This is a genomic window from Streptomyces cyanogenus, assembly GCF_017526105.1.
Lineage (GTDB): Bacteria > Actinomycetota > Actinomycetes > Streptomycetales > Streptomycetaceae > Streptomyces > Streptomyces cyanogenus.
Window position 1 is genome coordinate 4,857,665 of the sequence record NZ_CP071839.1, and the last position, 24,233, is coordinate 4,881,897.

Consider the following 24,233-nt stretch of genomic DNA (forward strand, 5'->3'; position numbering starts at 1 on the left):
CTTTCCGGTCGGGTTCGCGAAGCGGACGTCCCGGAGCCGTCCCGGTGCCGGGGCGCACTCGTGCGGACACGCGAGGTGTGGTGTCAGTGGCTGCGGATAGGCTGAACGCATGACGCGAGCCGAGCAGCCAACGGCCCACACCACAGCACCGGACGACGCCCTGGTCGCGGACTCCCGCGAACGCGCCGTCCGTTCCCTGCTGCGCCGACCGCAGTTGAGGCGCCTGTGGAGCGCGCAGCTGGTGAGCGGAGTCGGCGACGCCCTCTCCCTCTTCGTCCTGGTCGTCCTCCAGGCGGCCATAGCGGAGGGAGCCTTCGGCGGTGGCTACCGAGGCGCGGCGTTCGCAGTGGCGACGGTCTTCGCGGCCCGCATCCTCGCCGCGCTCCTCTTCGGCGCCGTCCTCCTCGGCCCGCTGACCTCGCTCACCGCCCAGGAGGGCCCGCTCGACCGCCGCTGGACCATGGTCGGCGCCGACGGCCTGCGCGCCGCCCTGCTGATCGTCGCCCCGCTGTGGATCGACTGGACCCCGGACAACGCGCTCGCGGTCCTGCTCGTCACCGCCTTCGTCACCGGCGTAGCCGAGCGGCTGTGGACCGTGTGCCGGGAGAGCGCCGCCCCCGCCCTGCTGCCGGGCCCACCCCCCGAGGGCGCGACGGTACGGCCGCTGCCGGACCACATGGACGCGCTGCGCCGCCTGTCGCTGCGTACGACCTTCCTGGCGATCCCTCTGGCCGCCGCCGCCCTGGTCGTCGCCGCCCTGCTGAACAACCTGCTCGGCACCGGCGTGGCCTGGTTCGACCAGCACCACGCGGCCCTCGGGTCGTATGTGGCGGCAGGCCTGTTCGCCGCCTCGCTCTCCGTGCTGACCTACCTGCAGCTGCCCGACACGCGCACCCCGCGCGCGCGGTCCCCGCTGGAGGGCCTGCGCCGCCCGCGCACCGGCACCGGCGTCGACAAGGGCCGTACGGGCGCCATCCCGCTGCTCGTCCCGGCCTGTGCCGGCGTCGCCGGCGCGATCGCGGCGGCCGTCGCGGTGTGCGTGCTGCACGCCAAGGACCTCGGCGGCGGCCCGGTGCTCTACGGCCTGCTGGTGCTGGGCCTGACCGGCGGTGTCGCCCTCGGTGTCCGTACCGCCCCCGCGCTGCTGCCGTCGCTCTCCCGCCGCCGCCTGCTGGCCCTGGCGATCGCCGTCACCGGCATCGCGCTGCTGGCCGCCGGGCTGGTCCCGGACGTCACCACCGTCCTGCTGATCGTCACGCTGGCAGGCGTCGCCGCGGGCGTGGCGGCCCACACCGGGCACACCCTGCTCGACCAGGAGACCGAGGACCACCGCCGGGCGCGCATCACCGAGCACCTGCACGCCGTGGTCCGCGTCTTCATAGCGCTCGGTGCCTTGATCGCGCCGCTGGTCGCAGCGCTGATCGGGCCGCACCGGCTGGAGAACGGCAAGTTCGTCTTCGCGCACGGCGGTGCCGCCTTCACGCTGATGCTGGTCGGTGCGCTGCTGCTGCCGGTGGCCGCGCTGGTGCTCGCCAAGGTCGACGACCGGTCCGGCGTGCCGCTGCGCCAGGACCTCAAGGACGCCCTGCTCGGCGGCGACGACCCGGTCACGGCACCGGCGGGGAACGGCTTCTTCATCGCCCTGGAGGGCGGCGACGGCGCCGGCAAGTCCACCCAGGCCGAGGCCCTCGCCGAGTGGATCCGCGCCAAGGGCCACGAGGTCGTGCTCACCCGGGAGCCCGGCGCCACCCCGGTGGGCAAGCGGCTGCGCTCGATCCTGCTGGACGTGTCGTCGGCGGGCCTGTCCCACCGCGCGGAGGCACTGCTGTACGCCGCCGACCGCGCCGAGCACGTCGACACGGTCGTACGGCCCGCCCTGGAGCGCGGCGCGGTGGTCATCTCGGACCGCTACATCGACTCGTCCGTCGCCTACCAGGGCGCCGGCCGCGACCTGTCCCCGACCGAGATCGCCCGCATCAACCGCTGGGCCACCAACGGGCTCGTCCCGCACCTCACCGTCCTGCTGGACGTCTCCCCGGAGGCTGCCCGCGAGCGGTTCACCGAGGCGCCGGACCGGCTGGAGTCGGAGCCGGCGGAGTTCCACGCGCGCGTGCGGGCCGGTTTCCTGACGCTGGCCGCCTCCGACCCCGGCCGCTACCTGGTCGTGGACGCCGGACAGGAGCCCGAGGCCGTCACCACCGTGATCCGGCACCGCCTGGACGCCGTGCTGCCGCTGTCCGAGGCCGAGATCAAGGCCCAGGAGGAAGCCCGCAGAAAGGCCGAGGAGGAAGCCCGCCGCAAGGCCGAGGAAGAGGCCGCCCGCAAGGCCGAGGAGGAGCGCCTGGAGCGCGAGCGCCAGGAGCAGCTCGCCCGCTTGCGCGCCGAGGAGGAGGAGCGCAAGCGCCGCGAGCTGGAGGAGGCGCAGCGGCGCGAGGCCGAACGGCAGGCGGAGGAGGCCCGGCAGCGGGCCGAGGAGGCGCGCCGCCGCGCGGAGGAGGAGCGGCAGCGGCTGCTCGCCGAGGAGAAGGCACGCGCCGAGGAGGAGGCCCGCCGCAGGGCCGAGGAGGAGCGGCGTCGCAAGCAGGCCGAGGAGGAGGCCCGGCTGCGCGCCGAAGAAGAGGCCCGGCAGGCTCGGCTGCGTGCCGAGGAGGAGGCCCGGCGCCTGGAGGCGCAGCGCAAGGCCGAGGAGGCGCTGCTGCGTGCCGAGGAGGCCCGCAGGCAGGCCGCCGAGGCCGCGGCGGCCGCCGACGCGGCGGCCCGCAAGCCCAGCGCGCCCCTGCCCAAGGCACCCACCGTGGTCCCGGACGCGGCGACGGTCCCCACGCCGGTGGTGTCGCCGGAAGCGGCCGCGCGTGCGACGGACACGCGGCGCACGGACGACGAGACGACGGTGCTGCGTCCGGTGCGCGAGGAGCGCGCCGCCGGTGACGCCCGGGGTGCCCGACCCGACTCCGAGGTGACCACCGAACTGCCGCAGCCGCCGGCGGCCACCGGACCGGCCGACGAGACCACGGTGCTCCCGCGGGTGCCGTCGGGCGCGGCGGACGAGACGGCCGTGCTGCCGCCGGTGTCCGCCGACCAGACGGCCGAGCTGCCGTCGGTGGCTCCGGGCGCGGCGGACGAGACCGCGGTGCTGCCGCCCGTACGGAGCGACGCCCCGGCGGACCGGGTGCCGCCCGGTTTCTTCCGGGACGAGCGGTCGGCCGTGAGCCCCGACGGCTCGGAGCCGCGCACGCGCGAGATGCCCCAGATCGACGCCGACGGCACGCCCCGCGGCCGACCGCGCTCCGACTGGGCGGAGGAGACCCCGCTGGACGACCTGCCGACGCTGGCCGACGAGCTGCTGGGTTCCTACGACGAGGGGGAGTACGGCGACCAGGGCGCCGGCGACGAGCAGGACCGCAAGGGCCGCGGCCGCCGTAGCTGACCGGCACGAGTCCTTCGGACGCGGGCGGCGGCGAGCGTCCGGGACATCGGCGGGACGGTGCCACTCGGCGCGGGCGCCAGCCGTAGCCTCCCGCCGCCGGCCGGGCGCCGACCAGCCCCTGGCCGGGGCCGGGCGCCGACCAGCCCCGGCCCCCGGCGACGGTCCCGGACACCCACGCTGCGGCCCGCAGCGCCCCCGCGACCGGCCGGGCCCGTCGGTGCCGTCCGGTGGCAGGCGCCTGGAACAGGGGGCGCCGTGCCAGGCACAGTCCCGCACGGGCCGGACGTCCTCCCCAGCCAGACAGACGTCCCTGCGCCACCGGGCAGACGTATGTCCACCACCAGCCCCACCACTTCCACCACCGCCCTGCCACTTCGGCCACCGGCCACCACCCCACCCCCTCCGCCCGCCCCCGTTGTCAGTGCCCACCCGCACAATGGACTCCGGAACGCGGAATGTGACGGAAGGGCGGCGTGACCCATGACCGTGTGGGACGACCTCGTCGGGCAGGAGAAGGTGAGCGCGGTGCTCGACGCGGCCGCGCGGGACGCCGACGCCCTCGTCACGGCCGCCGCAGCGGACGAACCGCTGCCCGAGGCGTCGAAGATGACGCATGCCTGGCTGTTCACGGGACCGCCCGGCGCGGGCCGGAACCAGGCGGCGCGGGCGTTCGCCGCCGCCCTGCAGTGCGTGAGCCCCGACCGCGCCCTCGGCGGCTCCCCCGGCTGCGGCTTCTGCGACGGCTGCCACACCGCGCTGCTCGGCACCCACGCGGACGTCACGACGGTCGCCGCGGTCGGCGCCGAGATCCTGGTCAAGGACATGCGGGACACGGTCCGCAAGTCGTTCACCTCCCCGGCGAACGGCCGCTGGCAGATCATCCTGGTCGAGGACGCCGAGCGGCTGAACGAGAAGTCGGCCAACGCCGTCCTCAAGGCCGTCGAGGAGCCCGCCCCCCGCACGGTCTGGCTGCTGTGCGCCCCGTCCGTCGAGGACGTCCTGCCGACCATCCGCTCCCGCTGCCGCCACCTGAACCTGCGCACCCCGTCCGTCGAGGCGGTCGCCGACATGCTCGTCCGGCGTGACGGCATCGAGCCGGAGGTGGCCGCCTCGGCCGGCCGCGCCACCCAGGGCCATGTCGACCGAGCCCGGCGCCTGGCCACCGACCCGGCGGCCCGCGAGCGCCGTGCCGCCGTGCTGAAACTGCCGCTGCGGCTGGACGAGGTGGGTGCCTGCCTCAGAGCCGCCCAGGAGCTGGTGGACGCGGCTGCCGAGGACGCCAAGCAGCTCGCCGAGGAGATGGACGGCAAGGAGACCGAAGAGCTGAAGGCGGCGCTCGGCGCGGCCCAGGGCGGCCGGCTGCCGCGCGGCACGGCGGGGGTGATGAAGGACCTGGAGGACATGCAGAAGCGCCGTAGAACGCGTACGCAGCGCGACAGCCTGGACGTCGCGCTCGGCGACCTCACGGCCTTCTACCGCGACGTCCTCGCCCTGCAGCTCGGCACCCGCGTGGCGATCGCCAACGCCGACGCCGGGGACGCCCTGGAGCGGCTGGCCCGTGCCGGCACCCCGGAGTCCACGCTCCGCCGCATCGAGGCGATCGCCGCGTGCCGCGAGGCCCTGGACCGCAATGTGGCTCCGCTGCTGGCAGTGGAGGCGATGACGATGGCGTTGCGAGCGGGGTGAGGCGCTGCGCACCATGTCACTCGTGGGGATGTCACTCGTAGGGGCGACCCCGGGCCCGCGCCGCGTACGCGCCGACCCGGCTCTGTCCCTCGTACGAGCCACCACGTCCCACGCACCGCGCTCACCTCGTCGCTCACGGTTACGCTCGTCCGATGCGTACCAGGCCATCCCCCCGCTCCCGTCGGCACCGGCGCACCCGCCCCCGGTCGGCGATCCGCCTGACGGCCGGCTTCCTCGCGGCCGCCGCCCTGCTCGTGTCCGCCTGCTCGTCCGGGAACTCGACCACGTCGGCGGGCGGGCGGGTGGAGGCGGCGCTCGCCGAACTGCCGCGTTCGACGCCGTCGGGGCTGGCGCCGTACTACACCCAGCGGCTGCGGTGGCGCGACTGCGGCGTCCCCGGGTTCCAGTGCGCGACGATGCGGGCCCCGCTGGACTACGACCGGCCCGACGCGGGTGACGTCCGGCTCGCCGTCGCCCGCAAGAAGGCCACCGGCAAGGGCAAGCCGCTCGGCTCCCTGCTGGTCAACCCGGGCGGCCCGGGCGGTTCGGCGATCGGGTACCTCCAGCAGTACGCCGGTGTCGCCTACCCGGCACAGGTCCGGGCCCGCTACGACATGGTGGCGGTGGACCCGCGGGGCGTCGCCCGCAGCGAGCCCGTCGAATGCCTCGACGGCCGGCAGATGGACGCGTACACGCAGACGGACACGACCCCCGACGACGCGAAGGAACGCAACGCCCTCGTCGCGGCCGACCGGAAGTTCGCGGAGAGCTGCGGGGCGCGCTCGGCGCGGCTGCTGCGGCACGTCTCCACCGTCGAGGCCGCACGCGACATGGACATCCTGCGGGCGGTGCTCGGCGACCGGAGGCTGAACTACGTCGGGGCGTCGTACGGCACGTTCCTCGGGGCGACGTACGCCGGACTGTTCCCCGCGAGGGTCGGCCGGATGGTGCTGGACGGGGCGATGGACCCGTCCCTGGACGCCCGCAGGCTGAACCTGGACCAGGCGGCCGGCTTCGAGACGGCGTTCCGGGCCTTCGTGAAGGACTGCGTCCGGCACTCCGACTGCCCGCTCGGCGGCAGGGGCACGACACCCGCGCAGGCCGGCGACCGCCTGCACGCGTTCTTCCGCAAGCTGGACGCCCACCCGATCCCGGCGGACGGCCGCAGGCTGGGGGAGGCGCTGGCCACCACCGGAGTGATCGCGTCCATGTACGACGAGGGGTCCTGGGAGCAGCTGCGCGAGGCGCTGACCTCGGCGATGAAGAAGAAGGACGGCGCAGGCCTGCTGTCCCTCTCCGACAGCTACTACGAGCGGGACGCCGACGGCGGCTACAGCAACCTGATGATGGCCAACGCCGCCGTGAACTGCCTGGACCTGCCGCCGGCCTTCAGCGGCCCCGAGGACGTCCAGAAGGCGCTGCCCGCGTTCGAGAAGGCCTCCCCGGTCTTCGGGCCCGGCCTGGCCTGGGCCACGCTGAACTGCACGTACTGGCCGGTGCGGGCGACGGGCGAGCCGCACCGCATCGAGGCGAAGGGGGCGGCCCCGATCGTGGTGGTCGGTACGGTCCGTGACCCGGCGACGCCGTACCGCTGGGCCCGGTCCCTGGCCGCCCAGCTCTCCTCGGCCCGCCTCCTGACCTACGACGGCGACGGTCACACGGCGTACGGCCGCGGCAGCACCTGCATCGACACGGCGATCGACACCTACCTCCTCCGCGGCACCCCGCCACCGGCCGGGAAGCGCTGCTCGTAACCCTCCCACCCGCCCCGGAACCACCCCTCCGGGGCGGGTACGAAGCACCCCCGGAAACTGTGTAGACTTACCGACGTTGCCGATCGCACCATGGTGCGGGCAGCGCGCCGCTTTAGCTCAGATGGCCAGAGCAACGCACTCGTAATGCGTAGGTCTCGGGTTCGAATCCCGAAAGCGGCTCCATGAAAGCCAGGTCGGGCACTGTCTGACCTGGCTTTCTCGCATTCTCTGTGAGGCCCGTACGAGGGCTGAACGGGTCCAGGGTGGGGCCGGGAAGGTCTTACGCATGGCGCCCTGGTGGGCCGCAGTCCTTGTACGCGCGGCCCTACCTGCATCGTCCCCGCCTCGATCGCCTCCTCATCGAGCCGACGGGGAACAACCGCCCCCCTCCGAGCGGAATCGGACTGCGCACAGTCGCTTGGAGGGATGGGGTTTCTCGCGAACCGCTGCGACGCATCCCACACAAGATGCTACTAATGGTCACCATGTGATGGACCTACGTCATGGTGCAGGCGTCGGCTGTGCGGCGCGCGCGGGATGGCGGGGGCGGGCACAGGAAGGCGCACGGGGGAATGGGCACAGCGGGGGGCGAGCCGGGAAGCACCGGCTCCTTACGCGATGACCTGGTCGTGATCGCCGTTTCAGGCGTTCAGGCGTTCATCAGCGAGTCGCGGACCACGTCCGATCTGAGCGCGGGCAGTGCGATCGTCGAGCGGCTGTCCGTCCGCGCGGCGCGGGAGTGCGTACGGCTCGGCGCGCGCCTGGTGTTCCCATCAGCCCTGCGGCAGGCCGTCGGTGCGGCGGACTCGGTGGCCGGTGCGGCGGACCACCTCGCCGGCACTGACGGGCAGTCCGGGGGGCTCGGTGTTGCGGTGGTGCCCAACCGTATCGTCGCGCTCGCGCCCCGAGGGTCGGGCAGCAGCGTGGCCGCGGCTGCCGCCGATGCCGTGCGGCGAGCGTGGGACGAGTTGGTGCGCAAGGTGATGGGACGGCCAGTCGCGACACCGGGCATGCCGAGTGTCCAGTGGGTCAGCGTTCCGGCCACGGCCGGGGGTTACGGGGAGCAGTGGGCGGCTGCGCAGCGGTTGCTGATGGCCCGTAAGCGTCTACGGTCCTTCGGGACTCTGGAACAGGCCGACGTGGAGCTGTGCTCGCTCAGCCCCCGCTGGTCCGCCGAACCCGGCCGGCCCTCCGGCGTGCCGGCACACGAGCAGGACCGGCTGGCCGCCGCGAACTGGGTGAAGCGCCGTTACCGGTATATCGGCGGTGCGGGGGAGGGGACCGGTCCCGGTGCGGTGCCGAGGGGGTTTCCGTCGACCAGCGCGATCGCCTCGGCGCCCTTCCGCTACCTGGTGCTGGCCGCTGTGGACGACCCCGCGGTGTGCGGCGCCGTGTCCGCGCTGTACGGGGCTGCACGGGTCCTGGACAAGAGCCGGGAGCAGCCCCTGCCCGCTTTGGAGGCCGGTTCCGGAGCGACTGCTGTCGAGAGGTGGCTGGCCGGTTCGGCGGGCCGCTGGGTCTATCCCGACTCCTGGCAGGAGGATGTCCTGGCCAGGGAGTTCCCGGTGGTGGACGCCGGGGAGCGGGCAAAGGTCGTCGCTGAGGGCGCGCGTGCGGTGCGGGCGCTGCACAGGGCGATGGCGGATCAGGGTGTGGCACCTCCAGGGTCCCATCTCGCGATCGTCGCGCAGGACCTGGACGGAATGGGGCGGTTCCTCGGCGGAGAGGTCGCGGGGAGCCGACAGCGGTTCTTGGTGACGGAGGGATGGCATCGGGAGGTCTCCGCACAGCTTTCCACTCTCGCCCGGGACACATGTGAAAAGCTGGGGGGCGAGGAGTTCTTCGGAGTTCCGGTCTATGCCGGTGGTGACGACCTTCTGGCCTTCTTCCCCGCCGCGCACGCCCTGGCCGCTGCCGCGGCATGCCGCAGCGCCGTACGGCCGGACACGCTGCCCACGGCGAGTACGGCCGTCCTGTTCTTCCACCACCGCTCGCCACTGCAGCGGGCGGTGAGGGAGGCCCAGCATCTGCTGGAGGCGGCGAAGGAGGACGTCGAGGGGAAGAACGGGCTCGCTGTGGGATATCTGCGCCGTTCGGGGGTGCGCGAGCAGTCCGTCCAGGCTTGGGCGCGTACGGCGGGGGTTGGCGGGCCGGTCAAGGACTTCACAGAGTTCCTGTCCGGTGGATCGTCCGTGTCGTCGGGTGACGGCGGCACCAGCAGGGGGCTGTCGCTGCGGCTCGTACAGGACTGCCTGCGTGACGAGGCGGAGCTGGTCAGTCTGCCGAGGGACCTCTTCTCAGCGGAGATACGGCGTTTGGTGGTCCGCCACGGCGGTACGCCGGCACAGGCGGACGCCTTGGTGCGTCTGGCCGTGGCGGAGTCGGGCGGCGGCGCGGCGGGCCGTCCGGGGTCGGAGCGGCGGCGCCCGAGGCTCGCCCAGCCGGTGAAGGTCGCCGCTTTCCTGCGGCAGGAGTGCGCGGGAGGCATGCCGTGACCCGTTCGGTGTGGCTGGCGTTCACGCCCCGCGACTCGCTGTTCATCCGTGACGGACGGGCGTTCGACGCGGGCGCGGACAACGCGGCCCGGGCGGTGTGGCCGAACCCGAGCACGCTGGCAGGCGCGGTCGGTGCCGCCCTCGGCGGGGAGCCTGACGAGGTGCGCGGACCGGTGCTGGCCCGCCGCTCGCGCGGGGGCCGATGGACGCCGTACTTCCCCGTGCCGGCGGACATCGTGGCCGTCCCGGACTCCGGCGAGGTGGCGCGGCTGAGGCCGGGCAAGGCCCCGGAAGGCTCCGCCACCGACCTGGGGGACGCGGTGCCGTGCTGGCTGGACGCCGCGGGTAAGGCCGGGACGGGGCAGAGCTGGGGCGGGTGGCTGCCCGGTGAGGAGTTGCGGCGTTACCTGGCGGGAGAGCTCGTGGCCCCGGTGGCGCGCGCCGGCGACGTCGAGTGTCTGCGGGAGACTCCCGTGCAGAGCGAGCCGCACGTCGGTCTGGCCCGCACGGACGAGCACACGGCGCGCCCCGGCTTCCTCTACCAGGCGGCGCACCTGCGCATGGCGGACGGGTGGGGGTTCCTCGCGGAGTGTGTCGTGAGCGACGGCTGGGATGTCGAGCCACGGCAGAGTGTGCCGTTCGGCGGCCGCGGGCGGCTCGCCTGGGTCGAGGTGGCCGGGTCCGTGCGATGGCCACAACCGCCGCAGCGCACAGGCCCGCACACGTTCCCTGACGGACGGATCGCGCTGTATGTGGCCACGCCGGCGCTGTGGCACGACGGCTGGCGGCCTCCGCTGCCCGACGGGGCGAAGCTGGTGGCAGCCGCCGTGCCCGACGCCGAACCGGTCGCCACCGCCAAACCGGGCCGGGGTGGCGCGCGCCCGACCGACAGGATGCTGCGCTGGGCGGTGCCCGCCGGATCGGTGTACTGCCTGAAGTTCGCGGACGCCGCCGCGGCGAGCGCCTGGGCGCTTGGCGACGCGGGCCGACCGCGTGTGCACGGCACGGCGTACGGGCGGGAACCGGCGGACCGGCTGCGCACGGCAGGCTTCGGAGTGGTGTTGACGGGAGTGTGGACGTGAGCCGTGCCCAGCACGAGTGGCTGCTGTACCTGTACGCGGAATCCCCGCTGCACGCGGGCGCGGCCGACGCGTCCGGTGTGATCGACCTGCCCATTCAGCGTGAGGCGGGTACCGGTTACCCCGTGGTGTGGGGCCAGAGCCTGAAGGGCGCGCTGCGCCAGGCCGCACGTGACGGCAGCTGGGACCACGAGGTCGTGGAGGCGGTGTTCGGCTCCGATCCCCCCTCTTTCGGGCGCGGCGACGGCAACAGCGGCCGGGACCAGGGGACGTCGACGGCAGGGCTGCTCTCCGTCGGCGACGCCCAGCTCGTCGCGTTGCCCGTCCCCACGCTCCAGGAAACCTTCGCCTGGGTCACCTCGGACATCGCCCTGAGCCGTCTGGCCCGCAAGCACCTGGCTCTGCCCGAGGGGGTACGCCCGCGGCTGGTCCCGCCGGAGCGCACGCAGACCGGCGTGGCCCTGGCCGCTGACGAGAGGTGGTGCGGCGACAGCCGCGACGAGGTCCTCGGGCCGCTCGTCGTGCCGCTCGCACAGAAGCCCGACCCGCACGTCGCCGCGTGGGCGCGGCGGATCGCCGAGGACGCGATCGGCGCCACTGAGGAGTTCAAGCCGTTCGCCGACAAGCTGCGCAAGGACCTTCTGGTCGTCGACGACGGTGTGATGCCCGACCTGAACCGTGACTGCACCGAGCTGGTGGCGCGGGTGCAGCTGAACAGCGGCAAGACCGTGGAGCAGGGCCCGTTCTACAGCGAGTACCTTCCGGCCGAGACGCTGCTCGCCGCCTCCCTCACGCTGCGCGGGTCCGACCTGTCCGACCTCTACGCCGACGAGTTGCGAGACCTTCTGCACGGGCGGCAGATCCAGGTCGGAGGCGACGAGACGATCGGCAAGGGACTGGTGTGGTGCCGCCTCGTCGGCGCCGACCGGCAAGAGGGGGAGGGCACGGCATGAGCCCGGTCAGAAGGGTGGACCAGGCGATGGCCCTGGCTGCCATGGACATGCTCCCCGAGACCGTCGACAGGACGCTGCGCACCCGCTACAAGCAGCTGCCGGTGATGCTGCACACCGCGGGACTCGCCGCCACGTACGCGTTCGTCCTGTCCAAGAAGCACGGGAGCAGAGAAGGGCCCGCGTACGCGAAGGTCGCCGAAGGGATCCGCCGGCACATCGGCAAGCACGCCCTCATCGACCGGCGAACCCACTGGGCGACCGACCGCGATCTCCTCGACGCGCTCGCGACCGCGGACCGGGCCGCGTACGCCCGCGCGTCGGCGGAGATCTCCTCGCTGGCCGGATGGCTCAGCCGCCTCGCCGAGGCCCGCTTCCGCGAAGACACCGCCGATACGGACACGACGCCCGACTCGGACGCGACGGCCGACGCCGTCTCACCGACCGGGGAGGGAACCGCGTGAGCGACCCCGCGAGCATCCCCGTCGGCCCCCTCGGGCAGGCCGTCTCCCTGAACGACGGTGGCGGTCTGCGCACGCACGGCGGCGGCAAGGGCAAACAGGGCGCCAACCCGCTGGTCGTCCTCCGCCGTACGGCCTTCACCACCTGGACCGAGGACCGCTGCCAGAGCGACGACCGGGCGATCCGGCGCCTGCTGCACTGGGCCGACCAGTCCAACCTCGGCCAGGACGCCAGGCTCATCGCCCGCGCCCTCGCCCGCCGCACCCGCAGCCTGCGCGCCCTCGCGGACGCCGGCCACACGGTCGTCCGGTTGCACGCTCGTGTGCAGTGGCGCCTGGCGGCCGGCGTGGGCGCCAAGGACAACGCCCACGAGATCGGCATCGCCCTGCACGGCACGTACGGCTGGCCGGTGCTTTTCGCCAGCGGGCTGAAGGGGATGACGGCGGCCTGGGCCGCCCAGTACGTCTCCGACACCGCCGCCATCGGCCACGTCTTCGGAACACCGCGCCCCACGGGCACGCAGGACCGCACACCACCCGCCGATTCCGCCTCCGAAGACGCCCGAGGTGCCGAGGACGGCAGCCGAGCCCGGGCGTCCCGCGGAGGCGTGCTGTTCCTCGACGCACTGCCGATCGGCGTGGCGCCCGTGGAGCGCGATGTCCTCACGCCCCACGTCCAGCCGTACTACAGGACGGCGGAGACGAACCGCACCGGCGAGACCGTGCGGGCCGAGCCCCCCGCGGAACACCACAACCCCGTCCCCGTCACCTTTCTGACCGTGCGGGACGCCACGTTCACCATCGACCTCGCGGGCCGCGACGCCAAGGCCGTCCACGACGCGGCGGCCTGGCTGGCGAACGCGGCCGACGAGCTGGGCGCCGGGGCGAAGACCTCGGCCGGCTACGGCTACCTGCACATCGAACCCGATCCCGACTGGCGCCGCGATCCCGCTCCCTGCGCGAAGGACTGAACCGGCCATGACCCTGCACCTCGTCTCCGTCGGCTCCAATCTCGTCGACGCGCTGAGCGCACCCAGCGGGATCAGCGGCCTCGACCCCGACCTCGCCGACGCCATCCGCGACGAGTCCCCCGCCCGCGTCCTGTCGGACACGGTCGGCTCCGACAACCAGGCCGCGGCCGTGGAACTCGGCGCCTGCCTCAGCCCCGGCACCGACCAGCACCGGTATCTCGCGCAGCTCACCCAAGCGGTCAAGCCCGGACTGTGGCCCAGCGGCATCAGCGCCGAACTGGACACCCTCACCCGCGTCCCGGGAGGCCGCCGCCATCTGGCAGCCGGCAGCACATCCAACGACGTGGCCGTCCTGCTCGCGACGGACACCGTCGACGGCCTCACCGCCGCGCTGTGGAACGCCCTCGCCCTCACCGAGGGAGACCTCGACCGCGTCGAGTACCTGCCCAGCCCCGCCGAACTCCCCAGTGCTCCGCGCGGGCGCGCCCTTGTCGTCCGCGTGCCGGGCCTCGACGCGCACACGGAAGGGGACTTCACCCGCGCCATGGAGGGGCTGGGCACTCTCGGCCGCACGCTGGTCACGAAGGTCGCCGATTCAGGCGACGAGGACTTCCTCTTCCACCTCTCCGGCGGTTACAAGGCGGCCGTCCCCTATCTGATCGGCCTCGCCGAAGGCTTGCGGTCCCTGCGGAGGACGGGCACCGTGCAGGCGTTCATGCTGCACCGCGACACCTTGGGAAAACCCATCCGGCTGCCACTGCGCCGCATGAGGATCGAAGTCCTCCATGAGGTCCTTCACCCGTTCCGAGAGACCGGGAAGACCCCGTGCAGCCCAGGGAACGACGTCCTCGAGGGCTACGCCTACGACCTCACCGACAGCGGCGACTACGAACTCACCGCCTTCGGCGCCGGACTCCTCGCCCTCATCGGACGCCCCGAGGAACCGCTGGGGCTATGAGCACCCTCGCCCAGCTGCCCGCCGAACTGCATGCCTTCCGGGACCGGTTGACCGGTGGAGTGCTCCCCTCCGCCCGCCTCACCCGCCCCGACGACTGGACGCGGCGCGACACCGACGCCTTCGACGCGGCCGCCATCGTGCCGCTGCTCAGACCGCTCCTGCCGCTGGAGGGCAGGACGCACGCTCGTCCGGACGCTGTCGACGCGGCCTTGGACCAGGTCGCCATGCGCCGCGACCAGCTGATCACCCTGCTGTCGAGCCCCGACCACGTCCTGGTCACCGTCGCCGCCGCCATGAGATCCGTCGGCCACCACCCGCGGCCCGACCGTGTCTGGTCCTGGATGTGCTGGCTCACCGAAGCGGCCCACCGACGCCTGCGCGACGACACCGGCTCGGACGCCTACCTGCTGCGCCCCCTCGCACTGCGCCTGCGCTTCCTCGTCCTGAGCGAACCCCTCCGGCATCGCGAAGACCCTGTCTGGGCAGCCGGCCGCCTGCGCCCCGCCGAGTCCGCCGACCCCTGCGGCAACACTTTCGGCCACCGGACCTGGCCGCTCCTCGCGCTGCGGGCCGAAGAGGCCCGCAGGGACTGGCTGGCCACCCTGAACACCTACCAGAGCAGCCCACTGCTCGCCGGAGTCCGGTCCGAGGAACTCGACGCGGAACTGGTCCACACCGTCGCCGACACCCCGTCACACGGCAGCCGCTTCTCCAGCACCCACCACACACTGGACAAGCCCGCGGTACCGACCGTGCGCGACGACGCCGTGCTCGCCCACATCCTCCAGCGCCACCTCCTGCCCCGCTTCCGGCTCCTGCACACCGCACGTCTGGCTCCCGCCACCGGACACGACCACTGGCGCACCGCCGTGCTCGCACTGGCGACGGCCGCCGTGGGCGCCGCGGTCGTCGGCGGCTTCGCAGCCGCCTACTGGTTCCACACGGCAGCGATACTCGCGTCCCTCACGTACTTCGTCCTGGTCACCGGTGCTGTCCGACGCGGCCCCCTGTGGGCCGCCCAATGGCTGCTGCGTTTCCCGGCCGCCTCCGCCTTCGGTCTCTTCGCACTGCTGGCCCTGCCGATGAACTGGTGGTCCGACCCGCATCCCCGCTGGGGCCTCGCCGCCATCGCCCTCGTACTGGGTGCGTACGGATACCTCGTCATCGAGGTGCGCAACCACGGCGTTGACGGTCTGCGGGCGCTCGCCCGGGCCTCGGGCGTCCTTCTCGTGGGCGCCGCCCACGCCTTCCTGCTCTCCCTGGTCGTCCTGGTGGTCGTCGCCGCCACCTACACGGAGTCCGTCCCCGCTGGCCCCGGGCGCATCCCCCTCCCTCGGCTCTGGCACACCACCGGCCTGGCCTGGCAGGTCCTCGCCCTGGCCACCGCCTGGTCCCTCGCCGTCGGCGTGTTCTCGCAGATCCTGTGGGACGACCGCCCCATCACCGCACCTCTGGCCCATCTCACCTGGAACGACGGAGGCTGACCGTGCCCTGGATCACCCTCGCCCTGCGGACGACCACCCCGGTGTTCAACGGCGAACACGACCAGCACGGCGCCACCATCCGCGTGCCTTCCCTGCGCGGCGCCATGCGCTACTGGTTCCGGGCACTCGCCGGAACCGCGGCAGGGGACGACCTGCGCCTGCTCGCCGCCCTCGAACGCGAGGTCTTCGGCTCCACCGACCGCCAGTCCCCCGTCGTCCTGCGCATCCCCGACCCACCCGGACCAGCCGACCGCGCCGAGGCGAAGTTCCTCAACATGCCCGGTGGCGAGCACATCCAGTACCTCCTCGGACAGGGCCTCTACACCAGGGTCAAGGACGCCCGGCAGCGCCCCCACGAGGGCCTGACCCGGGACTTCGTCCGCGCCGACACCGAATTCCACCTGGACCTCCGCTTCACCCCCGGCACCTCCGAGGCCGCCGCCTCCCTCGCCCTCGCCTCCCTGTGGCTGCTGTGCACCTACGGCGGCCTCGGCGCCCGCGCCCGCCGCGGCTTCGGCGGACTACGCATCACCGGCGTCACCGCAGGCTCCCTGCCCGGCGACTGGACACCGGACGACCTCACCACCCCCGGCCCGGCCTACTACGAGAACCTCGACCGGCTCACCGCCGACCACGGCGCCCTCGCCCGACACCATGCCTGGCTCGCCGCCCTGGAGGCGGCACCGGACGACGTCACCACCCGAACCGCCCCCTGGAACGGCGCCCGCCCCACCTACCCGGTCCTCGGCGGGCACACCGCCGTGGCCCTGCACCCCACCCAGACCACTTGGCCGGCCCTCCTGCTCAACGCGGGCCGGGAATGGCGGCACTTCCGGGCCGGCGAACACCCCGAAGACGGCGGCCGCCCTCACACACCTGAGTACCGGCAAACGATCCGGGGCACCAGCGACCACTTCCCGCTCGGCGCCCTCGGACTGCCCATCACCTTCTACGACCCCGCCACGCGGAACAAGGACACCGTCGAGGTGCGCAAGGGCACGGAGTCCCTTCGCCGGGCCTCACCCGTGTGGTTCCGCCCCGTCGGCACCGGCCCCAGAATGCGACTGTTCTCCTTCGCCTTCCTCGGCGCCTTCCTCCCGCAAGAGGACAAGGAGCTGAGCGTCCGCCTGGGCCGGCGCACCCTGACCGTCACCGACCAGGACCTCCGCGACCGCGCCTCGACCTGGCTCGAGACCATGCGCACCGGAGGCACCTTCACCCCCGCCAACCGGGAGCGTTGAGGTGCCCGTCGCCCTCACCCTGAGCCTGCGCACGGTCCGGGCGTGGAAGCCGGACACCCGCCAACTCCACGGACTGGCCTGCGCTCTCTTCGAAGGCCCCGGCTCCGACCACACCTCACCGGTCAAGACCTTCACCGTCCAGCAGCCCACTGCCCACGCGCCGACCACGCTGCACCTGCGAACCTCGTGGTACGGCACCGGCGACATACCCGCCACCGCGGTGGAATCCCGCGTCCTGCGCCTTGGCAACACCCGCTGCCACGTGACCCGAACCCACCAGCGCACCGAGCCCTACGCCACCCTCGCCGCAGCACCCCCCACAACCCGCGCCACTCTGACCTTCCACTCTCCCACCTACTTCACGCGCAGCGGCGAACCCGACCTCACTCCCGACCCCGCCCTCATCCTGGGCAGCCACCGCCGCAGCTGGAACTCGGCAGTCGGCGACGACTCCCCCCTCCGCATCCCCGACGACACCTGGCACGACCTCCAACGCGCCCTACGCATCCAGGAGGTGACCATCACCACCGCCCGACGCGACTCCGGCTACGCCTACCCCCGACCAGGATTCACCGGCGCCATCACCCTCCGCCTGGCCCGCGACGCCTCGCCGCAGACCCAACGCCTGTTCGCGGCCCTCGTCCGCTTCGCTCCGTACGCCGGCACCGGCGCGAGCACGACCCACGGCTTCGGAGCGACGACAACCAGGCTGCCGGGCCGGCGGAGGACCGACGGCGCACCGCAAGCGACAGCAGGCATCCGCGGAACGGGCTCCAGGACCGAAGGGGCCCACGAATGACTCGTGACAGCCCACGCCCAGCGGCCCGTAACCGGCCCAGCGCCGACAGGCCCTCCCGATGCGATTGTCGCGCGAGCCATTTCCGCAACGATTGCACTGCAAAGTGGCGTACGTCACAGTTTGCGTGAGCCGGCTTCGCGCTCCGCGTGCATCGGGCACGATCGACGCAGGTCATCACCCCCGCATGGCAGGGAGCATTTTCGGGTACGTGAAGCTCGTAGGGCATAGAAGCGGGTTCTCCAGCCGGTACGCCGAGTTGGCGTCCACCTGCATTTCCGCGTACGCGAAGTCCGTAGGGCATGGAAACAACAAGGCGTCTCGCAGCCAGCAGTACCTGTAGTCCCAGATCTCCGCGCACGCGAAGCCCGTAGGGCATAGAAAAGCACATCGTGTCGATCTGGTCCCGAAGCGACGGGTCCATTTCCGAATATGCGAAGCCCGTAGGGAATAGAAACGCGGACGCGGTCGAAGACCTGGGAGATCCGCGAGTCCTTGGCATTTCCGGTACGTGAAGCCTGTAGGGCATAGAAACCGGTGCGCCCAGCGCCACGGTCTTCCTGCAGACAGCATCATTTCCGCTGACGTGAAGCCCGCAGGGCATGCTCGACGCGGACGCCTCCGCGCCCGATCGTCGATCGCTTTGACCGAAGGGAGACGCCCCACGGCCGACCTCTGCCTCCTGCCCGCCACCGCTCTCAACGAGCTCGTCATCCTCGGCAACCGTCGCCTTGAGGAGCGCGCCGACTTCTGGATCGTGTGACGGATGGCGACGGTGACGCGACCTTCGCCCTGCGGCCGGCACCCCATAACCGCCTTCAGGTCAGGAGCCCCTCCCAGGGCGATTCCCGCGTGACCCGTTCCCACAGCTCAGAAGCTACGACACCGCCACAGGGTGGCATACCTCACAGTTCAGGAGATCCGGCGTCTCCCTCCTCGCGCATCGGGCACGATCGATGCAGGTCGGCACCCCCACACAGCGGGAAGCATTTCCCCTGACGTGAAGCCCGCAGGGCATGGAAACGGGCCACTTACCACGACGCCGAACACGCAGGTCCACTATTTCCGCTGACGTGAAGCCCGCAGGGCATAGAAACCCATCGCGATCCACAGTGCGAACCTACGGACACGCGAAATTTCCGCTGACGTGCCCGCAGGGCATAGAAACCGAAAAGCTCCAGAGCCAGCCGAAACAGCTCCTTCGCCACGAATATCCGCTGAGCGAAGCCGGCAGGGCATCGAAACCACGTCGAGCGTGGTCGGCCGGTCTCCGAGGACCCCCATCTCCGCTGACGCGAAGCCCACAGGACCCTCTCGATCGTGCGGGCAGCCGATGGCCCGGTGCGGGTCAGGGTGGTGGGCGAGGAGCTGGGACTTGAGCTGGCGGTGCGCGGGAAGCTGGAGCTGAATAGCCAAGTTGATGAAGCTCGCAGACCGCGGCTGGCTGCACAATCGTCCTGACGGGACCCTCCCGGCGAGGACCCTGACGGTCTTGTGTACACAGCCCGTCTGCCGCCGTCGAGCGCGACTTTGAACTGGATCGCGGGCCGCGTTGCTGCCCGTGGTCTCCGCTCGGGTCTCGATCGTCGGTTCGCGGGCGCGGTCGGGAAGTGGCCCCCCGCCCGGCGCATCGCGCCCTGCGACGGGTGCGATCTTCCGGGTGCCGTCGGCCGGAGGGGCTCGGTCCTCGTGCCCCTCGGTCCGTGGTCTCGGAGACGAGCCGCGACGACGGGACTCGTTCTGCGCCCGACGTCTTCCCGGGGCGGGTGCGGGCGGCCCCTTCGCATCGCGCGAGGGGCAGGAGGGGTGACGCGCCTCGGCCGAACGGCCGGCTGCCGCTCAGGTGAACTGGTCCGCCGGTGCCGCGTGTTGCGGAGGGAACCTGCCGCGGTGCCCCCGGAGGGAAACGGGGCGACAAAACCGGATCAAAGAGGCGGCAAAGTGAATCCGTGCCGGGTGAACCCCCGCCCCTGAGGCAACATCTTGGTGAACGGCGGGCAGCGCGCGGCCGGAGCGCGGTGCCGTCGTCGGCCGGATGGGGTGAGGGACGTGGTGGAGCCGAGGATCGCCGTCGCCGTGGTGACGATGGGCAACCGGCCCGCCGAGGTCGACGCCCTGCTGGAGTCCGTGGCCAAGCAGGACCTCGCCCCCGCCCGCATCGTGATCGTCGGCAACGGCTGCCGGCTGCCCGAGTTCGCCCGCCGGCTCTCGCTGCCCGGTGAGGTCACGACCATCGACGTAGAGGAGAACCTCGGCTGCCCGGGCGGCCGGAACGTCGCGCTCGCCCGGCTGCGGGAGTTCGGGGACGTCGACGTCGTCGTGGAACTGGACGACGACGGGCTGCTCGTCGACGCCGACGTACTGCGCCGGATACGGGACCTGTACGCCGCCGATCCCCGCCTCGGCATCGTCGGCTTCCGCATCGCCGACGAGCACGGCGAGACCCAGCAGCGGCACGTGCCCCGGGTGGGCAGGTCGGACCCGATGCGCGGCGGTTACGTCACCGGGTTCCTCGGCGGCGGACACGCCCTGCGCATGGCGATGCTCGCCGAGACCGGGGACTGGCCCGCCGAGTTCTTCTTCGCGCACGAGGAGACCGACCTCGCCTGGCGGGCCGCCGACGCCGGCTGGAAGATCCTGTACGCCCCCGAACTGCTCCTCCAGCACCCCAAGACCTCACCGGCCCGGCATGCGATCTACTACCGGGTCAACGCCCGTAACCGCGTCTGGCTCGTCCGGCGCCGGCTGCCGCTGCCGCTCGTCCCGGTGCACCTGGGGCTGTGGACGCTCCTGACCCTCGCCCGCACCCGCTCCCTGCCAGGGCTCAGGGCGTGGTTCGGCGGGTTCGCGGAGGGGCTGCGGGAGCCGGCCGGTGAGCGGCGGCCGATGCGCTGGCGGACGGTCTGGCGACTGACCCGGCTGGGGCGTCCGCCCGTCATCTGAGCCGGTGGCGCCGACCCGCTCATCTGAACCGGTGGCGCCGGTCCGCCGGCGCAGGCCGGGGGAAGGGACCGCCGAAGGGGCACGGGGAAAGGGCAGCGGCGGAACGCCGTTACGGGAAAAACGGGACGGGACCCCGGTCGTTCACCTCCGACGGCCGGGGCCCTTGTCGTCCCCGGACCCAACCTGCGGCGACACTCCCCCGAGTTACGCGTCCTACGCGCGCGCCGTCGGGCCGGATCCGATGGAATGATCACATCAGGATTCGCCAACGGATCGCTAACATGTGGCCAACGGTTCGTCGGCGGGTCGCGGAGCGGTTGGCCGGAACTCGTCCGGCAGCAGCCCCAAAAGCCCGGCGGTCCGGCGGATTCCGGTTCCGGACCGGCGGTCGGCCGGCAAGCGGAAGGTGGCGGGAAACCGTTGTGGACAGGGCGGAATTCCGCCAGGCAACGGCGGGCACACGCCCGCCCCGGAGTGCGGTCGGCCCCGACCGCGCGGGAAGGCAGTGGAGCGGCGTGATGCGGCGGTGCGAGCTGCGCTTCGGACTGCTGGGACCGCCGGTTCTCTACGACCGACCGTCGTGCGGGATTTCGTACGACCCCTCTGCGGGAACCCCCGGCGACCCTTCCTCCGGAACCTCCGGCGACCCTTCCTCCGGAACCTCCGGTGATCCCGCCTCCGGAACCTCCGGCGACCCTTCCTCCGGAACCTCCGACGACCCCCCTCCCGGAACCCCCACCCCCGGCGGAGCCGCTGCCGGCAGCCCGACCGGGAAGGCCGGTGCCGGTGCCCCCGCGCCGGCCGCCCCGGCCCGCGGCGACGACCACCCCGGCAACGGTGTCCGGGCCATCGGCAGCCCCAAGGTCCGCGCCCTGCTCGCCACTCTGCTGCTGGAGTCCGGCCGGGTCGTGTCGGTCGAGGCGCTGAAGGACGCCCTGTGGGGCGGAGCGCCGCCCGTCTCCGCGCAGGCCTCCCTGCACAACCACGTCACCCGGCTGCGGCGGCTCCTGGACGACCCCGAACGGCTCAGGGCCGTACCGCCGGGCTACGTGCTGCGGGTCGACCACGGCGAGCTGGACGTGCACGTCTTCGACGCCCGGGTGGCCGAGGCGCGGTCCGCACACGCCCGGCGGGACTGGCCGGACGTCGTACGGGCCTGCGCCTGCGCGCTCGCGCTCTGGCGGGGCACCCCGCTCAGCGGACTCCCCGTCGACATCGGCGGCTACGCGCTGGTGCAGCGCCTGGAGGAGGCCCGCCGGCTCCTGCTGGAGTGGCGCTACGACGCCGAACTCGCCCTCGGTGGAGCCCGTTTGGCCGCGCTGGTGCCGGAGCTGGCCGCGCTGGTCGCCGAGCATCCGCTGCGCGAGGCGTACCACCGTCAGCTGATGCTCGCCCTGCACCGCACCGGCCGTCAGGCCGAGGCGCTCGCCGTCCACCGGGATCTGCGCGCCCGCCTGGTGGAGGAACTCGGCATCGAACCCGGCCCGGCGGTCCGCGAGGCGCATGTCGAGGTGCTGCGGGGCAGCGGCGAGGGACGGCGGGGCGAGGAGTACGGCGATCCGCGGCCGGCCGGCCAGGGCGGACAGCCGCGCCGCGACGGAGCGTTGCCCGCCGACGCCACCACCGCCGAGGCGGCCGCCTCCCCGGAGAACCCGGCCGCCTGCACGCCGCCCGCGCCCTCCGCTTCTCCCGCGACGCCCGCGTCCGCGTCCGCACGGGACGGTGCCGGACCGGCCGCGCGGCACACCCCCCGCCCGGCCCAGCTGCCGGCTCCTCCGGCCCACTTCACGGGCCGAGCCGACGTGCGCCGGGAGCTGCGCCGGGCGCTGACCGAGCCGCCCGCCCCGGCCCCTGCCGTCGCGGTGATCAGCGGTATGGCCGGCGTCGGCAAGAGCGCGCTGGCCCTGTACGTCGCCCATGAGCTGAGGGAGCGTTTCACTGACGGGCAGCTCTACGTCAACCTGCACGGCGCCACCCCCGGCATGGCCCCGCTCACCGCCGCGCAGGCGCTCGCCGCGCTGCTGCGCGACCTCGGCGCCGAGCCCCGGAACATCCCCGAACAGCCCGACGCCGCCGCCGCGTTGCTCCGCTCACTGCTCGCGCCCGCCCGCATCCTGCTGGTCCTGGACGACGCGGCGAACGCGGCCCAGGTGCGGCCCCTGCTGCCGGCCGGGCCCGGCTGCGCGGTGATCGTCACCAGCCGCTCGCCGCTCACCGCGCTCGACGGTGCCCGGCGTTTCCCGCTCACCCCGCTGACCGGCGAGGACAGCGCGGCCCTGCTACGCGCGGTGAGCGGGCGCCAGGGGCTGGACGCCGGCCACGCGCTGGTCGAGCTGACCGGGCGGCTGCCGCTGGCCCTGCGCGTGGTCGCGGCCCGGCTCGCCGCGCGCAGCGCCCTCACCCCGGACGTGCTGGCCGGGCAACTCGCCGAGACCGGCGGGCGGTTGCGGCACCTGGAGTACGACGACCTGAGCGTCCGCCGTTCCCTGGCCGTCGCCCACGACGCGCTCGCCGCCGCCGAGCGGGAGGCCGACCGGGACGCGGCCCTCGCCCTGCGCCACATCGGCGCACTCGACCTGCCGACCTACGGCGCGCCGCTGATCGCCCGCCTCACCGGTACCGACGAGCGCCGCGCCGAGGCCGCGCTGGACCGCCTGGTGGACGTCGCCCTCCTGGAGGAGACGGCGTACGGCCGCTACACACCCCACGGCCTGGTCCGCGACTTCGCCCGCGAGCTGGCGGACGCCGACCGCCCACAGCAGGCACCGGCCGAGGGCTTCGCGGGACGCCCGGACGACGGCGGCGCCTCCCGGGAGTCCGCCGGTCCCGGCGGCCCTTCGCACACCCCTGACCTGAACGCCCTCCGCTGGTACGCCGCCATGGCCGAGCGGGTGCTGACGGCGGTCGTGGAGCCGGGGCTCGATCAGGACGACCGGCGGCGGCCGACCTCCGCGCAGCCGGCCGGGCACGCCGCGGATGTGGCCGGCCTGGCGCCCTTCGAGTCGGCCGAGGAGGCCTTCGCCTGGGGCGAGGTGGAGCTGGAGAACGTCGTCGCGCTGGTGGCACGGAACGCGGACACCGACGATCCGCGCACCGCCGCCCACCTCTCCGCGCTCGTACGGCTGCTCTTCCCCTATGTGCAGCGCAGTGGCCGGGTCGCCGAGATGGAGGTGCTGGGCCGGGCCGCGCTGGGTGCGGCGCGGCGGCTCGGGGACGCGGCGGCCGAGGCGTACGCCCTCGGTGACCTGGCGGGCCTGCACTTCCTGACCGGCCGGCACAACCGCGCCCTGGCCCTCACCGACCAGTCCCTGGAGATCTGGGAGCGGCTGGGCACCGCCTCCCGGATCCGGCGCTGCCTGAACAACCGGGGGCTGCTGCTGGAAGGGCTCGGCCGGTTCGAGGAGTCGGGGGAGGCGCTGCGGCAGAGCCTCGCCTACTCCCGGCTGCTGAACGACCCCTACGGGGAGGCGGTCACCCGCAGCCACCTCGGCAACCTCTACGAGCACACCGACCCGCGCGCCGCCATCGAGCAGCACCGGCGCTCGCTGGCGATCGGGGACGCGATCGGCGCGGTCATCGTGCAGCACTCGGCGCACTGCAACATGGGCTACGCCCATCTCGCCCTCGGCGAACCGGCCGCCGCCGCCCGGCACTTCGAGGAGAGCCTGCGCATCCTCGGCGGCCACGGCGACTGGCACGGCGAGTCCCAGACCCGGCTCGGCCTGGTCCGCGCGCTGCGGCAGCTGGGGGAGACCGGCCGGGCGGCCGGCGAGTGCGCCGAGCTGCTGGACCGGGCCGACGCCCGCGCCGACCGCTACATGGGCGGGCTGGCCCTGCACCAGCACGGGCTGCTGCTGCGCGAGCAGGGGCGGCGGGCGGAGGCGTACGACGCCTGGCGGGCGGCCCGCGCGGCGCTGGACGGCACGGACGAGCAGGCGGTCCTGGCGGAGCTGCGGGAACTGCTGGACGACGGTCCGGCCGACTGACG

Annotated in this window: 14 protein-coding genes and 1 tRNA gene; all 15 read left to right on the plus strand. The window is 73.3% G+C overall.

The genetic code is table 11. The annotated features are described in order from the left end of the window. The first annotated feature begins 109 nt into the window (after positions 1–109). The 15 genes from tmk to S1361_RS21895 all read left to right on the plus strand — a co-directional run bounded on the left by tmk (position 110) and on the right by S1361_RS21895 (position 24,231). Positions 110–3,427 (plus strand): dTMP kinase, encoded by a 3,318-nt coding sequence (gene tmk / locus S1361_RS21825; protein ID WP_208033490.1) that lies wholly within the window; start codon positions 110–112, stop codon positions 3,425–3,427. A gap of 480 nt (positions 3,428–3,907) precedes the next feature. Then, complete coding sequence (locus S1361_RS21830) at positions 3,908–5,113, plus strand: DNA polymerase III subunit delta' (protein ID WP_208033491.1); 1,206 nt, start codon at positions 3,908–3,910, stop codon at positions 5,111–5,113. 152 nt (positions 5,114–5,265) lie between these two features. Next, positions 5,266–6,867, plus strand: a complete 1,602-nt coding sequence (locus S1361_RS21835; protein ID WP_208033492.1) for an alpha/beta hydrolase — start codon at positions 5,266–5,268, stop codon at positions 6,865–6,867. A 106-nt stretch (positions 6,868–6,973) separates the two neighbouring features. Then, positions 6,974–7,050: transfer RNA gene (locus S1361_RS21840), tRNA-Thr, on the plus strand. A 446-nt stretch (positions 7,051–7,496) separates the two neighbouring features. Continuing rightward, entirely contained in the window at positions 7,497–9,362 is a 1,866-nt protein-coding gene (locus S1361_RS21845; RefSeq protein WP_208033493.1) for a Cas10/Cmr2 second palm domain-containing protein, read from the plus strand. After that, the gene (locus S1361_RS21850; protein ID WP_208033494.1) at positions 9,359–10,444 is read left to right on the plus strand and encodes a type III-B CRISPR module-associated Cmr3 family protein; all 1,086 of its coding nucleotides are present in this window, start codon (positions 9,359–9,361) and stop codon (positions 10,442–10,444) included. The genes S1361_RS21845 and S1361_RS21850 overlap by 4 nt, the downstream gene beginning before the upstream one ends. Then, on the plus strand, positions 10,441–11,394 hold the full coding sequence (cmr4, locus tag S1361_RS21855; RefSeq protein WP_208033495.1) for a type III-B CRISPR module RAMP protein Cmr4: 954 nt from the start codon (positions 10,441–10,443) through the stop codon (positions 11,392–11,394). The genes S1361_RS21850 and cmr4 overlap by 4 nt, the downstream gene beginning before the upstream one ends. Then, complete coding sequence (gene cmr5, locus S1361_RS21860; RefSeq protein WP_208033496.1) at positions 11,391–11,855, plus strand: type III-B CRISPR module-associated protein Cmr5; 465 nt, start codon at positions 11,391–11,393, stop codon at positions 11,853–11,855. The genes cmr4 and cmr5 overlap by 4 nt, the downstream gene beginning before the upstream one ends. After that, a complete protein-coding gene (gene cmr6, locus S1361_RS39900) occupies positions 11,852–12,823 on the plus strand; it encodes a type III-B CRISPR module RAMP protein Cmr6 (protein ID WP_208033497.1) in 972 nt (323 codons plus the stop codon). Before cmr5 ends, cmr6 begins: the two co-directional genes overlap by 4 nt. 7 nt (positions 12,824–12,830) lie before the next feature. Then, a complete protein-coding gene (locus S1361_RS21870; RefSeq protein ID WP_208033498.1) occupies positions 12,831–13,781 on the plus strand; it encodes a hypothetical protein in 951 nt (316 codons plus the stop codon). Beyond that, positions 13,778–15,265: a hypothetical protein gene (locus tag S1361_RS21875; RefSeq protein ID WP_208033499.1), complete on the plus strand. Its 1,488-nt coding sequence runs from the start codon at positions 13,778–13,780 to the stop codon at positions 15,263–15,265. The genes S1361_RS21870 and S1361_RS21875 overlap by 4 nt, the downstream gene beginning before the upstream one ends. 2 nt (positions 15,266–15,267) lie before the next feature. Beyond that, positions 15,268–16,506 carry a type III-B CRISPR module RAMP protein Cmr1 gene (gene cmr1 / locus S1361_RS21880; RefSeq protein WP_208033500.1) on the plus strand — a complete coding sequence of 413 codons (1,239 nt, stop codon included), beginning with the start codon at positions 15,268–15,270 and terminating at the stop codon, positions 16,504–16,506. A 1-nt stretch (position 16,507) separates the two neighbouring features. After that, positions 16,508–17,305 (plus strand): CRISPR system precrRNA processing endoribonuclease RAMP protein Cas6, encoded by a 798-nt coding sequence (cas6, locus tag S1361_RS21885; RefSeq protein ID WP_208033501.1) that lies wholly within the window; start codon positions 16,508–16,510, stop codon positions 17,303–17,305. Positions 17,306–19,351: 2,046 nt separating this feature from the next. Then, positions 19,352–20,245, plus strand: coding sequence for a glycosyltransferase family 2 protein (locus S1361_RS21890; RefSeq protein ID WP_208033502.1), 894 nt, complete (start codon positions 19,352–19,354; stop codon positions 20,243–20,245). Positions 20,246–20,763: 518 nt separating this feature from the next. Next, on the plus strand, positions 20,764–24,231 hold the full coding sequence (locus S1361_RS21895; RefSeq protein WP_243769256.1) for an AfsR/SARP family transcriptional regulator: 3,468 nt from the start codon (positions 20,764–20,766) through the stop codon (positions 24,229–24,231). Positions 24,232–24,233 lie beyond the last annotated feature (2 nt).

Excerpts from the sequence above, each read along its gene's own strand:
- tmk (WP_208033490.1), top strand. The coding sequence starts at position 110 with ATGACGCGAGCCGAGCAGCCAACGGCCCACACCACAGCACCGGACGAC.
- S1361_RS21830 (WP_208033491.1), top strand. The coding sequence starts at position 3,908 with ATGACCGTGTGGGACGACCTCGTCGGGCAGGAGAAGGTGAGCGCGGTG.
- S1361_RS21835 (WP_208033492.1), top strand. The coding sequence starts at position 5,266 with ATGCGTACCAGGCCATCCCCCCGCTCCCGTCGGCACCGGCGCACCCGC.
- cmr5 (WP_208033496.1), top strand. The coding sequence starts at position 11,391 with ATGAGCCCGGTCAGAAGGGTGGACCAGGCGATGGCCCTGGCTGCCATG.
- S1361_RS21870 (WP_208033498.1), top strand. The coding sequence starts at position 12,831 with ATGACCCTGCACCTCGTCTCCGTCGGCTCCAATCTCGTCGACGCGCTG.
- S1361_RS21875 (WP_208033499.1), top strand. The coding sequence starts at position 13,778 with ATGAGCACCCTCGCCCAGCTGCCCGCCGAACTGCATGCCTTCCGGGAC.
- S1361_RS21895 (WP_243769256.1), top strand. The coding sequence starts at position 20,764 with ATGCGGCGGTGCGAGCTGCGCTTCGGACTGCTGGGACCGCCGGTTCTC.